This window comes from Streptomyces sp. NPDC059917, from assembly GCF_042730635.1.
In the GTDB taxonomy this organism is placed as follows: Bacteria; Actinomycetota; Actinomycetes; order Streptomycetales; family Streptomycetaceae; genus Streptomyces.
The window spans coordinates 40,032-53,008 of sequence record NZ_JBHWLC010000010.1 but is presented as its reverse complement, the minus strand read 5'-3'; the positions used below and the strand labels follow the sequence as shown (position 1 = coordinate 53,008).

Here is a 12,977-nt window from a genome sequence, read left to right as displayed (position 1 = left end):
AGCCTCGCCGGCGTTTGAGGCGCCCCCGGAGGGCCGACAAGGCTGCGGCCCCGGGACCGGCCCCGAGGGGCAGGGGCCGGGGCCGCGGCCACATCCAGCCCCGCCGGCGATTGAGGCGCCCCCGGAGGGGACGGGCGGCCGCCGCTACGCGGTCACTCGCTGCCGATCGCGTTCAGGACATTCATCCGGCCCGCCCGAAAGGCCGGGACCAGCGCCGCGAAGAGGCCCACGAAGGCCGACCCGGCGAAGACGCCCAGGATCGTCGGCCACGGAATCTCCAGCACCTTAAGGCCCTGGAGCGCCAGCAGCTGCTGCCCGGCGACCCCCCAGCCCATGCCCAGCCCCAGCCCCAGCAGCGCACCGAAGAGGGCGATGACCACCGACTCCAGACGGATCATGCGGCGCAACTGGCGGCGGGAGAGCCCGATGGCCCGCATCAGCCCGATCTCGCGGGTCCGCTCGACCACCGAGAGGGCGAGCGTGTTCACCACGCCCAGCACCGCCACGATGATCGCGAGGGCGAGCAGGCCGTAGACGATGTTGAGCAGCTGGCCGACCTGGTCCTTGAGGCTCTTCTTGTAGTCGGCCTGGTTGCGCACGTCGTACTGCGGGTACGCGGCCATCGCGTCCTTCATGGCGCTGTAGGCGGCGTCCTGCTTCCCGTCCCGGGCCTTGGCGAACATGATCAGGTTCTGCGGCATCTTGTCGGCTGGCACGTACTGGGCCGCCGTCGCGATGCTCGTGTACATCGCGCCCCGGTCGATGCTGCCCTCGTCCGAGGTGATCGCCCCGACCTTGAGCTTGGCGCTCGATCCGGCCTTGAAGGCGACCGTCACCTCGTCACCGAGCTTCAGGCCGTGGTCCTTCGCGTAGCCCTCGCCGACCGACAGCGCGTTCTTCGCGTACGCCCCCGCCAGCTCGCCGGAGACGGTCTTCTTGCGCACGTCCTGGGCGTAGGTCGGGTCGGCGGCGGACAGCGTCTTGTCCTCGGCCCTGCCGTCCGGCGTGGTGATCTTCGCGTCGAGGACCTTGTACGCGGTGACGTGGTCGATGTCGGGGACGGAGCGCAGCGCCTGGTCGGCCTGCGGGAGCACCGGCTGGCCGTTCTGCGACTGGATGATGAAGTCCGCCCCGACCGAGCGGTCGAGCTCGTCGGTGGCGGAGGCCACCATCGAGGAGCCGACCACCGACAGGCAGGCCACCAGCGCCAGGCCGATCATCAGCGCGGCCGCGGTGGCGCCCGTACGGCGCGGATTGCGCAGCGCGTTGCGCTCGGCGAGCCGACCGACCGAGCCGAAGGGCCGCAGCACCGCACCGGCGAGCACCTTGACCACACCACCGGCCAGCAGCGGGCCGATCACGATGAAGCCGATCAGGGTGAGGACCACGCCCAGGCCGAGCCACAGCGACCCGGTGGTCGCCTTGGCGGCGCCCGCGGCGGCGAACAGGGCGGCGCCACCGGTACCGGTGAGGACCAGGCCGATGACCGCGCGGACCACGCCCGCCTTGCGGTCGCCGGGGGTACCGGCGTCGCGCAGGGCGGCCATCGGGGAGACCTTCCCGGCGCGCCGGGCCGGGAGGTAGGCGGAGACGACGGTGACGACGACCCCGAGCAGGATGCCGAGGACCGGGGTGGTCCACAGCACGGTCAGGTCGTCGGTGGACAGGTGCATCCCCATCTGACCCATGAGCTTCATGAGCCCCACGGCCAGGCCGACGCCCGCGCCGACGCCGAGCACCGAGCCGACCACGCCGAGCAGCAGGGCCTCGACGAGGACGGAGCGGTTGACCTGCCCGCGGTCGGCGCCGATGGCGCGCATCAGGCCGATCTCCCGGGTGCGCTGGGCGACCAGCATCGAGAAGGTGTTGAAGATCAGGAAGATGCCGACGAGGAAGGCGATCCCGGCGAAGGCGAGCATGGCGTACTTCATGACGTCGAGGAAGGAACCGACGTCCTTGCGGCCCGCGTCCGCGGACTCCTTGGCGGTCTGCAACTTGTAGGTGCCCGCGCCGACGGCGGCGGCGACGTTCTTCTTCACCTGGTCGTCGCTCACGCCGTCCTCGGCGACGACGTTGACGTGCGTGAAGGAACCGGGGGCGCCGAGCAGGACCTGCTGGGCGGTGGGGGTGTCGAAGTAGACGACGGCCGCGCCCGGGTTGGTCACCGTGAAGGTGGCGATGCCGGTGATCTTCGCGCGCAGGTCACCGGTGAGGGCGATCGTGCGCAGCTCGTCCCCGAGCGCGAGGTGGTGCTTCTTCGCCGTGTCGGCGTCGACCATCACCTCGGTGGGCCCGCGCGGCGCGTGCCCGGAGCTGATCTTCATGGACTTGAGCTCGTTGTCGTTCCAGCTGCCCGCGATGGTCGGGGCGCCGGTCGTCGAGCCCATGTTCTCGTTCTTGGCGTTGACCACGGTCACGGCCATCGAGATGACGCCGCCCTCGGCGGACTTGACGCCCTCGACCTTCTTGATCTGGTCGACGACCGATCCGGCGAGCGCGTCGGGGCGGCCGCGCTGCTGGGTCTCGCCCTCGTCCGCGGCCTCCTTGGGGGTGACCGTGACATCGGCGCTGGTGACCCCGAACAGCTTGTCGAAGGTCGTGTTCATCGTGTCGGTGAAGACGAGCGTGCCGCAGACGAAGGCGACGGAGAGCAGCACGGCTATCGCCGAGAGCGCCATCCGGCCCTTGTGCGCGGCGAAGTTGCGCAGCGAGGTCTTCATGACGGTCATGACGTCCGCCCGCGCGCGTCGAAGTCCTTCATGCGGTCCAGGACCGACTCGGCGGTCGGGTCGAACATCTCGTCCACGATCCGGCCGTCGGCGAGGTAGAGCACCCGGTCCGCGTAGGACGCGGCGACCGGGTCGTGGGTGACCATGACGATCGTCTGGCCCAGCTCGTCGACCGAGCGGCGCAGGAAGCCGAGGACCTCGGCCCCGGCCCGGGAGTCCAGGTTGCCGGTCGGCTCGTCGCCGAAGATGATCTCGGGGCGCGCGGCCAGGGCGCGGGCCACGGCCACGCGCTGCTGCTGGCCGCCGGACAGCTGGGTCGGGCGGTGCCCCAGGCGCCCGGAGAGGCCGACGGTCTCCACGACCCGGTTCAGCCACTCCGCGTCGGGCCTGCGGCCCGCGATGTCCATCGGGAGCGTGATGTTCTCCAGCGCGTTCAGCGTCGGGAGCAGGTTGAACGCCTGGAAGATGAAGCCGATCCGGTCCCGGCGCAGCTGGGTGAGCTTCTTGTCCTTCAACCCGGTGATCTCGGTGTCGGCGAGGTGGATCTGCCCGCTGCTCACCGTGTCGAGACCGGCCAGGCAGTGCATCAGCGTGGACTTGCCGGAGCCCGACGGGCCCATGATCGCGGTGAAGCGGCTGCGGTGGATGTCCACGTCGACGCCGTCGAGGGCGACGACGCGGGTCTCGCCCGTGCCGTAGGCCTTGACGACCTGCCGCGCTCGCGCCGCGACGGCCACATGCCCTCCAGCTCCCCCGTGCCGGGTATCGGTCATTGCGGTTGTCACGGCGCTCTCCTCGGTGTTCTTCCGGACCGGTTCCCGGTCCGCGTCGAAGTCTGTGCGGCGGTGGCGGGCGGCGCCCTGGTGCCAGTGGCCGGATGCATACGGGGGCCAGCCCCACCCCCGTGGGAGCCGCCCCGTGCGGGCCGCCCCCCGCGGCCCGTAGGAACCAGTTAAGAAGCAGGGGGGACTTTCGGCCTCCTCCGTCGGGACGAAAGGCCTCTGCTCCTTACTGGGGAGCACCCCCTAGGGGACGTCCACCCTGTGGGCGAGGGGGCCTGGGGGATACCGCCGGTAGGACCGCGGTGAGATGGTGTTCTCCGCCGATGCGTGCACAGTGAAGGGATCTTGGTGGCTACGGGGGAAGCGGGAACAGGGGCGGGAGCCGACGCCGACGTGGAGACGGGCGGGACCGACGGGGCGCGCGCCCGGCCCCGTACCGCCGTGGTCGCCGCACTGATGCTGACGATGGGTCTGGTCGCCCTCGACAGCACGATCGTGGCCACCGCCGTCCCGCAGATCGTCGGCGACCTCGGCGGCTTCTCCGTCTTCTCCTGGCTCTTCTCCGGCTACCTGCTCGCCGTCACCGTCTCCCTGCCCGTGTACGGGAAGCTGTCCGACACCTTCGGCCGCAAGCCCGTGCTCCTCTTCGGCGTGGCCCTGTTCCTGGTCGGCTCGCTGCTGTGCGCGGCCGCCTGGAACATGGCCGCGCTGATCGCCTTCCGGATCGTCCAGGGCCTGGGCGGCGGCGCCCTCCAGGGCACGGTGCAGACCTTGGCCGCCGACCTCTACCCACTCAAGGAGCGGCCGCGGATCCAGTCCCGTATGTCCACCGTGTGGGCCACCTCGTCCGTCGCCGGTCCCGCGGTCGGCGGGCTGCTCGCCGCCTACGCGGACTGGCGCTGGATCTTCCTGATCAACCTGCCGTTGGGCGGTCTGGCGCTGTGGCTGATCGTCCGGCACCTGGTCGAGCCGGTACGGGCCGCGGGCGCCCGGGGCCGGATCGACTGGGCGGGCGCGCTGGCCGTGTTCGCCTGCGGCGGGCTGCTGCTCTTCGCGCTGGTCCAGGGCGGGGTCGCCTGGCCCTGGCTGTCCGCGCCCTCGCTGGGCCTGCTGGCCGGGAGCGCGGCGCTGGCCGCGGTGGTGGTCCGGGTGGAGCGCCGGGCCGAGGAACCGATACTGCCGGGGTGGGTGTGGCGTCGGCGCACCATCGCGGCCGTCAACCTCGCCATGGCCGCGCTGGGGCTGCTGATGGTGGCCCCGATGGTGTTCATGCCGACGTACGCGCAGGCCGTGCTCGGCCTCGGGCCCATAGGCGCCGGGTTCGTCATGTCGGCGATGACCCTGAGCTGGCCGATATCCGCCGCGTTCAGCCAGCACGTCTACCGGCGCATCGGCTTCCGCGACAGCGCCGTCATCGGGATGTCCCTGGCCGCCGCCGTCCTCTTCTCCTTCACCCTGCTCCCGGCGCACGCCCGGCCCTGGCAGCCCGCGCTGGTCATGCTGGCGCTGGGCTGCGCGCTCGGGTTGTTCCAACTGCCGCTGATGATCGGCGTGCAGTCCACGGTGGGCTGGGCCGAGCGCGGCACCACCACCGCCTCCGTCCTCTTCTCCCGGCAGGTCGGCCAGAGCGTCGGCGCGGCGCTGCTGGGCGCCGTCGCCAACGCCACCATCGCGGCCCGGCTGGCCGACGCCCCGATGGGCGGGCTGCCGGCCCACCTGGACGACGTGTCCAAGGCCCTGGCGGAGCCGGGCGCGCTGCCCGCCGGGGCCGCCGACTACCTGCGGGGCGCGGTGGCCACCGCCGTGGACCACATCTACCTGGGGGCGACCGCGGCCGCGGTGGCGGCGGTGCTGGTCCTGCTCCTGCTCGCGCCGCGCAGGTTCCCGGTGCTGACGGAGGCCCAGGAGCGCGCGGACCGGGCGGAGCGGACGGACCCGGGCGACCCGCGGGGCTGACGTCCCGTCGGCGTGGCGCGCTTGTCATGGACCCGGCTACGCGGTACACCACGGACGGGGACCGAACTGGGGGAAACGACGATGGCCTGGCTACCCGCTCTACTCACGCTCGTGGCCGCGCTCGGCCTGGCCTACTGGGCCCTGCGCGCCCACCCCGGCCTGGTCACCGGCCGCGACGGCAGACTGTCCACGTCCAAGACGCTCGCCGCCGCGTGGACCGGTCTGCTCGTGTGGATGCTGATCGTCCTGCTCGGCTACGGACTCACCCGGGGCATCGGCTACTTCCGCGGCCCCGAGAACCCCTTCGGCCCCCTGACCGACGTCTATCTGCCGCTGCTCGGGGGCCCGTACCTGGCCCTCATCGGGGCCAAGGGCGTGGTCGGCCTGCGCGTGCAGAACGGGCGGCTCTTCAAGCCGGAGAAGCAGCCCGCCCCCGGCGCGCCGCCCGCGCAGCCGCTGCCGATGGGCGAGATCGTCTCCAACGACTCCGGCCAGACCGACCTGATGGACCTCCAGTACGTCGCCTTCAGCATCGTCACGATGCTCTACGTCGCCGCCTTCTTCGTGGCCGACGTGGGCGCGGGCCTGCCGAAGCTGCCGACGGAGATCTGGGCGCTCACCGGGGCCCCGGCCGCGGCCTACCTGCTCAACAAGGTGGCCACCCGGCCCAATCCGGTCATCACCCGCGTCACGCGCTCGGGGGACCGCCTGCTCATCGAGGGCGGCGGCTTCGGTGACGACGCCGTGCACGGCCGGGCCAAGGTCACCATCGGCGCGGAGCCGCAGCAGGAGGCCGACCTGGGCGCCGACGGCTCACTGACCCTGGTCCGCCCGGCTCCCGCCACCGGCCCCGAGGCCCCCTTCACGGTGTACGTCACGGCCCGCGGCCTGCGCAGCGACCCGTACCCCTACGAACCCCCGGCCCCGACCCCCGAGGCGCCTCCCGCGGGTGCCCCGGCCGCAACCCTGGCGGCGGCCCCGGTCGTGGCCCAGCGGACCGCCCCGGCGGACCACCCGGAACCGGAGCCGGAACCGGAGCCGCGGGGCTAGGCGGTTTCCTCCGGATCCCGCCGGTCTCCGACCGACCCTCCGGCGGAGTTCTGGGCGCCCCCGGGGGGCGGGTCAGCGCGCCGACTCCAGCTCGCGCTCCGGCGCGCGTTCCCCCGGCGGCTTCGCGGGGGCCGGGAGGCGGGTGAGGCTCGCCTCCAGGTCGTCCAGGGCGAGCCGGGCCGCGGCGATCCGGTCCCGGACCTCGTCGGCCGGATCGGTGTCGTGCGCGGCGCGCTCCCGCGCCCGGGCGTCGGCCTTCTCCATCTCGCGCGCCTCGTCGAGGGAGTTGAGGACCACCCCGATCAGCACGTTGACCAGGACGAACGAGGCGAGCAGGGCGTAAGAGGCGTAGTAGACGATGCTGAACCGGGAGATCTCCAGCCCGGCCCGGACGGCGTCGGTCAAGCCGTCGAGGGTGGTCAGCAGGAACAGCGTCAGCATGGCCCGTCCGATCGAGCCGAAGTGGCCGGGGTCGGACCCCGCGAAGCAGACCCAGCCCACCATCGCGTACACGTACAGCACCAGCGCCCCGACGAACAGGAAGCTGGCCGTGCCCGGCAGGCTGCGGCCGACCGCGAGCAGCAGGATCCGCAGGTGCGGCAGGAAACGGGCGGTGCGCAGGACGCGGGCCAGCCGCAACAGCCGCAGGAGGGTGGTGTTCTCGCGCAGGAACGGGAGGAAGGCCGAGGCCACGATCACGAGGTCGAAGATGTTCCACGGGTCGCGGAAGAATGCTTTCGGCCGGTCGGCGAAGGCGCCCAGCCGCAGCAGCATCTCGAGGGTGAAGAGGGTCAGGCACGCCTCCTCCGCGAGATGCAGGGCCGGGCCGTACGTCCGGGCGAGCCCGCTGTAGGTCTCCGCCCCCATCAGCCCCGCGTTGATCAGGATGACGGCGAAGACGCCCACCCCGAACCTCGGCGCTTCGGTGATCTTCCGGCAGCGGGCCGCCAGTCCGCTTCTACCGGTCGCGCCCGCGGTCAGGTCCGTCATTTCGCTCCTCGTACAGGTGTCCGCCACTGTCGGCACGGGGCCGCGACCGGGCGGAGCACGAGCGCCCGCGCCGGTCCGTCCCTCCGTCCCTCCGCCCGTCTAACGCCGCGCGGTCGTACGGGTTTCAGCGAAGACCACCGCCGCGCGGGCGGCGACGCGGCCGCCCCGCGGGTACGGATCCGCTAGAGCTCGCCCTTGGTGTGACGGGCGTAGTGGCGCGCCACCCGGGCCCGGTTGCCGCAGAGGGCGGCCACGCACCAGCGCCGCCGCGGGTTCGCCGGCAGGAAGAGCAACGCGCACTCCACCCCCTCGCAGCCGCGGACGTCCGCCACCCGGGGGTCGGTCAGCAGGTCCGCCACCGCCCCGGCCAGCTCCGCCGCGAGCCGACGCCCGGGATCGGTCGCCCGCAGCCGCACGGCCGCGGTGAGCCCTCCGGCCGGCGTCCAGCCGAGCTCGCGGTGGGCCGGGGCCGCGGCCAGGGCCTCGTTCAGCACCCGCAGCGCGCCGACCGGCGGCTCCTCGCCCCGCCGGACCGCCTCCAGCGCCTCCCGCGCGGCCCCCCGCACCGCGTGGACGCGGGCCAGCTCCGCGCCGGTCGCCGGGGCGGCGAGCGGGGTCAGCCGCCCCGGCTGCGCGTCCAGCCAGGCCGCGAGACCCGCCGGGTCGGCGATCAGGTCCCCCACGGCCGGAGTGCTGGTGTTGACGAGGTCCAGGGCCAGCGGCTCGCCGAGGAGCGGAAAGGTCACGGTCATGCCCCCACCCTACCGCCGGACTAATGCATGAGACACCTCTTGACCCATTAGGTCATCTCGGCAAGACTCATGCCACCAAGCCACGGGGAGGCATGTGATGAGCACTCCGCTCAGCGTTTCGGTTCCGCAGGTTCCGCAGGTGCACCAGGTGCACCAGGTCCGCCACGGACACGTCGACGTGCAGGGCGTCCGCGTCTTCTACCGCGAGACCGGCCCCGCCGACGGCCCGGTCCTCCTGCTGCTGCACGGCTTCCCGACCGCCTCGCACCAGTTCCGCCGACTGATGGACGCGCTCGGCACCTCCCACCGCCTGATCGCCCCGGACTACCCCGGCTTCGGGCACACCGAGGCCCCCGAGGGCTTCACCTACACCTTCGACCGGCTCGCGGACATCGTCGAGGGCTTCACCCTGGCCCTCGGCCTCGACCGCTTCGCCCTCTACGTCTTCGACTTCGGCGCCCCGGTCGGCCTGCGCCTCGCCACCCGCGCGCCCGAGCGGATCACCGGCCTCATCGTCCAGAACGGCAACGCCTACGAGGACGGACTCTCCGACATGGCCCGCGAGTTCTCGGGGCTGCGCCGCGCGGTACCGGGCCACGAGGAGCAGGTCCGCGGCCTGTTCACGCTCGACGGCACCCGCTTCCAGTACGAGGCGGGCGTCGCCGACCCCGCCCTGCTCTCCCCCGACAGCTGGACCCTGGACCAGCACTTCCTGGACCTGCCCGGCCGCGCCGACGCCCAGGCCGACCTCGCCTTCGACTACGGCAACAACATCACGCTGTACCCGGCCTGGCAGGAATGGCTGCGCGCGCACCGGCCGCCGACGCTCGTCCTGTGGGGCGCCGGCGACCCCTTCTTCCTGCCGGCGGGCGCCAAGGCGTACGCCCGCGACCTCCCGGACGCCGAGGTCCACGTCTTCGAGGGCGCCGGGCACTTCGCCCTGGAGACCCACCTGCCCGAGATCGCCCCGCTGATCGACGGCTTCCTGACCGCCCTGCGGACCGCCTGACCCCGGCGCCGCGGGCCCCGGCGGAGCGTCAGCCCTCGGCCGGGGCCCGGCCCGTCAGGGCCGCCAGGCTGGAGCGGACGTGGTTCATGTGGGCCCGCATCTCCTCCTGCGCCGCCTCGTGCTCCCGCAGGATCCGCTCCGTCTCGCGCACCGTGCGCTCCTCGCGCACCCGCGCCCCGGCCAGCAGCTCCGCCGCCCGCGCCTCCGCGTCCTCCTGGCCGTGCCGGGCGGCCTCCTCCTGCTCCGCGGACTCCCGCCGCGCGTCCGCCAGCCGCGCCTGCGCGTGCCGCTCCAACTCGGCGTGCCGGGCCTCCAGCTCGGCCTCCCGCGCGGCCAGCTCGCGCTCCGCCGCGTCCCGGCGCTCCACGTGGTCCTGCCCCTGGTCCGCCAGCAGCGCCTCGCAGCGGCGCCGGGTCTGCGTCAGGGTCGCCTGCGCCTGGGTCCGCAGGGCCGTCGCGTCCTGGCGGGCCTGCGCGCGGGCGTCGTCCGCCTCGCGCTGGGCGTGCGCCAGGCCCTGACCGGCCCGCACCTCCGTCTGGTCGCGCACCGCGTCCGCGTCCTGGCGGGCCAGGTCCGCCGCACGGTCCGCGTGCGCCTCGGCGGCGCCCTGGATCGCCGACACGTCCGCCCGCGCGTCCGCCCGTACGCTGTCGGCCTCCTCCCGCACCAGCGCCAGGATCCGCCGCGCCCGCTCGCTCAGGTCGTCGTACGTCTGGGGCGCCAGCGAGGCCACCGCCACGGCCAGCCGCTGCGACTCCTCCTCCAACTGGCGCACGAGCGCCGTCAGCCGGGCCACCCGTTCCCACGCCTCGTCACGGCCGCCGGAGAGCCGGGCGAGGTAGCGGTCCACCTCGTCCGTCCGGTAGGCGCGGCCGCGCACGGTCGCGAAACCCTGAGGTCGCGGTGACATGGGTGCACTCATCCTGAAAGCGCCTCTCTCGCGTGGCGTGCGGCTTGTGGCCGATGCGCGTTGATTCCTGCCAAGGATGCGTCATTTACCTACAGAAGCGGCAATGGCCGGGGCGGGGCCCCCGTGGGGGGGGGCGGGCCCCGGGGGGGGGGCCCCCCCCCCGGCCATGCACAAGAGATGCCCACCCGATCTTCGGATCAACCGAGGATCGGGTGATCCTTCCATCGGGTCGTCAGAGCAATCCGTCCCACATCTGCTCCAGCAGCACGGACCACCAGTTCTCCGGCGATGCCAGCGCGGCGCTGTCCAGCGCCGCCAGCTTCATCTGGAAGTCGGTCGTCCAGCGCCCCGCCTGTTCGGGCGTCAGGTGCATGCGCAGCCGCCACATGTACCCCAGCATCGCCAGGCAGCGCGCGAACTGCGGCAGGCTCGAGTTCACGAACTGGGGCGCGACCGTGCCACCGCCCGGGCCCGCCTCGACGGGCACCGCCACGATGTGCGCCGTCCCGTACTGCACGCAGATCGCCTTGCCGAAGTCGCTGCCGACGACCAGGTACGAACCGGCGTCCGGTGCCGGCTGTACCTGCCGCTGCGCGGCCAGCTCCGCCAGCGTCGGCACCGGCTGGCCCGGCACCGCCTGCGCCCAGAAGAACGGACCGAAGTCCACCGGCAGACCCGACCACACCAGCGTCTGCGCCACGATCTCCGGCACTCCCTGACGGGACACCGCGCGCTGCTCGAAGCGGAAGACGCCCTGCGGGCCGAAGGCCTGCGTCAGCTCCGACGCGATCGCCTCCAGCGGGATCGCGGGCTCCAACGGCACCTGCGACAGCGGCGCGCGCACCGGCGCGGGACGCGCCGGACCGTCCGCCACCTGGTGCAGCTCGCCCTGGTGGGTGAGCAGGTGGCGCATGCCCTGCTGGCGGCCCGCGTGGTCGGTGCCGTAGGGCGCCACGCTCGTGATCCGCACCTGCGGCCAGGTCTCCCGGATCATCCGGGCGCAGTAACCGCCGGGCAGCTCACAGGACTCCAGCTCGGTGTGCAGCTCCAGGACCTGCTGCGGGGGCACGCCCATCGCGCGCAGCTCGTGCAGGATCTGCCACTCCGGGTGCGGGGTGCCGGGCGCCGAGCGGCGGATGAGCTGCTGCTCGGAGCCGTCCTGGCCGCGGTAGCGCAGCACGGCCTGATAGCCGGGGCCGACCGTGGGCACCCCGGGCTGCTGCGGCGCGTGCGACTGCGCCTGCGGCGGCTGGGGCGCCTGCGGAACGGGCCCGGGCGGCGCCGGCGGCCGACCCGCGGCGCCCGGACCGGCCAGCATCGTCGCGGCGTGCTGGGCCGCGCCCGCGCCACCACCGGGCGCGCCGGGCGGACCGGGCGGCGCGGGCGGCTGGCTCACGGCCGGACCGGCGAGCATCGTGGCCGCGTGCTGCACGCCACCGGCCCCACCACCCGGGGCACCCGGCGGACCGGGCGGCACGGACGGCTGACCGGCACCGGGCGCACCCGGAGCACCGGGCGGACCCGGCGGCTGGCTCACGGCCGGACCGGCCAACATCGTGGCGGCATGCTGCACCCCACCGGCCCCACCACCCGGGGCACCGGGCGGACCGGGCGGCGCGGACGGCTGACCGGCACCGGGCGCACCCGGAGCACCGGGCGGACCCGGCGGCTGGCTCACGGCCGGACCGGCCAACATCGTGGCCGCGTACTGCGCCTGGCCTCCCCCGCTGCCACCGGGCGCGCCGGGCGGACCCGGCGGCGCGGGCGGCTGGCTCACGGCCGGACCGGCGAGCATCGTCGCGGCGTGCTGCACCCCACCGGCCCCACCACCCGGAGCACCGGGCGGACCGGGCGGCACGGACGGCTGACCGGCACCGGGCGCACCCGGAACGCCGGGCGGACCCGGCGGCACCGACGGCGAGGGCCGGTTCACCCGGGCCTTGCTCGTGGGCGCGTCGGCGATGTCGCTCCCGGGCACGGGGGACGCGGCGCCGGGCGCACCGGGCGCACCGGGAGCCGCGGGCCCGACCGGAGCCGCGGGAGCGGGCGCGGCGGGCGCGGGCGGCGCGGCCGGAGCCGCACCCTGGGCCGGCCGCGGACCGGCGCCCAGCGCCGGGGCGATCGCGGTCGCCGGGAGCTGGCTGCCGCCCGAGAGGAGCTGCGTCTTGGCCTCCGCCGAGACGGCGGGCCGCGGAGCGCCCTCCAGGTCCGTCCCGGACAGCGGCGGCGCGAACACCGTCGCGGGCAGCGGCACGGACACGTCGTCCGACCCCGCGTTCACGTCCGTACCGGCCCACGGCGTCTCCCCGACGGGCCGTGCGGCGGGCGCGGCGGGCGCGGCCGGAGCCGCGGGAACGGCGGGAGCGGGCGCGGGCGCGGCCGGAGCCGGAGCCGGAGCGGCGGGCGCCTCGGCCCGCGGTGCGATCCCCGCCCGGTCCGCCGCCTCCTGCAACCACTCCGGCGGGCTCAGGATGAAGGAGGTCTGCTCCGCGTCGATCCGCTGCGGCGGCACCGACGGTTCCGGCGCGGACGCCGACACCCCGTACTCCTCCTCGTAGCGCCGGATCACCTCGCCCACCGGCAGCCCCGGCCACAGCGTCGCCTCACCGCTGTCCCGCGCGATCACCAGCCGCTGCCGACCACCGGCCGACACCGGGCCGCCCGCCCGGTCCTCGGCCCACACCACGAAACCGAGGCCGAACTCCCGTACCCGCACCTCGCGCTGCTGGTATCCGGGCACGTCCCCGTTGATCCACTCCTCGGCGCGCTCCTGCGCCTGCGCAAACGTCACCACCGCGC

At 74.2% G+C, this 12,977-nt stretch carries 9 protein-coding genes; 3 read left to right on the top strand and 6 right to left on the bottom strand.

What is annotated here, in order from left to right:
- Window positions 1-152: 152 nt before the first annotated feature.
- Window positions 153-2,729 carry an ABC transporter permease gene (locus ACFWAR_RS08670; protein WP_385774512.1) on the bottom strand — a complete coding sequence of 859 codons (2,577 nt, stop codon included), beginning with the start codon at window positions 2,727-2,729 and terminating at the stop codon, window positions 153-155.
- On the bottom strand, window positions 2,726-3,502 hold the full coding sequence (locus ACFWAR_RS08665; protein WP_385774687.1) for an ABC transporter ATP-binding protein: 777 nt from the start codon (window positions 3,500-3,502) through the stop codon (window positions 2,726-2,728). Before ACFWAR_RS08665 ends, ACFWAR_RS08670 begins: the two co-directional genes overlap by 4 nt.
- Before the next feature lie 357 nt (window positions 3,503-3,859).
- On the opposite strand from ACFWAR_RS08665, the gene ACFWAR_RS08660 reads away from it, so the two are divergent.
- Window positions 3,860-5,467 (top strand): MDR family MFS transporter, encoded by a 1,608-nt coding sequence (locus tag ACFWAR_RS08660; RefSeq protein ID WP_385774510.1) that lies wholly within the window; start codon window positions 3,860-3,862, stop codon window positions 5,465-5,467.
- An 81-nt stretch (window positions 5,468-5,548) separates the two neighbouring features.
- A complete protein-coding gene (locus ACFWAR_RS08655; RefSeq protein ID WP_385774508.1) occupies window positions 5,549-6,517 on the top strand; it encodes a hypothetical protein in 969 nt (322 codons plus the stop codon).
- Window positions 6,518-6,589: 72 nt separating this feature from the next.
- Here the strand turns inward: ACFWAR_RS08655 and ACFWAR_RS08650 are convergent, their stop codons facing one another.
- Both ACFWAR_RS08650 and ACFWAR_RS08645 read right to left on the bottom strand, forming a co-directional pair.
- Window positions 6,590-7,507 carry an ion transporter gene (locus ACFWAR_RS08650; RefSeq protein WP_385774506.1) on the bottom strand — a complete coding sequence of 306 codons (918 nt, stop codon included), beginning with the start codon at window positions 7,505-7,507 and terminating at the stop codon, window positions 6,590-6,592.
- A gap of 182 nt (window positions 7,508-7,689) precedes the next feature.
- Window positions 7,690-8,259, bottom strand: coding sequence for a CGNR zinc finger domain-containing protein (locus ACFWAR_RS08645; RefSeq protein WP_385774504.1), 570 nt, complete (start codon window positions 8,257-8,259; stop codon window positions 7,690-7,692).
- A gap of 97 nt (window positions 8,260-8,356) precedes the next feature.
- On the opposite strand from ACFWAR_RS08645, the gene ACFWAR_RS08640 reads away from it, so the two are divergent.
- On the top strand, window positions 8,357-9,268 hold the full coding sequence (locus ACFWAR_RS08640) for an alpha/beta fold hydrolase (RefSeq protein ID WP_385774502.1): 912 nt from the start codon (window positions 8,357-8,359) through the stop codon (window positions 9,266-9,268).
- 28 nt (window positions 9,269-9,296) lie between these two features.
- Here the strand turns inward: ACFWAR_RS08640 and ACFWAR_RS08635 are convergent, their stop codons facing one another.
- Window positions 9,297-10,178, bottom strand: a complete 882-nt coding sequence (locus tag ACFWAR_RS08635; protein ID WP_385774500.1) for a cellulose-binding protein — start codon at window positions 10,176-10,178, stop codon at window positions 9,297-9,299.
- 232 nt (window positions 10,179-10,410) lie between these two features.
- A complete protein-coding gene (locus ACFWAR_RS08630; protein WP_385774498.1) occupies window positions 10,411-12,972 on the bottom strand; it encodes an SUKH-4 family immunity protein in 2,562 nt (853 codons plus the stop codon).
- Window positions 12,973-12,977: the final 5 nt, after the last annotated feature.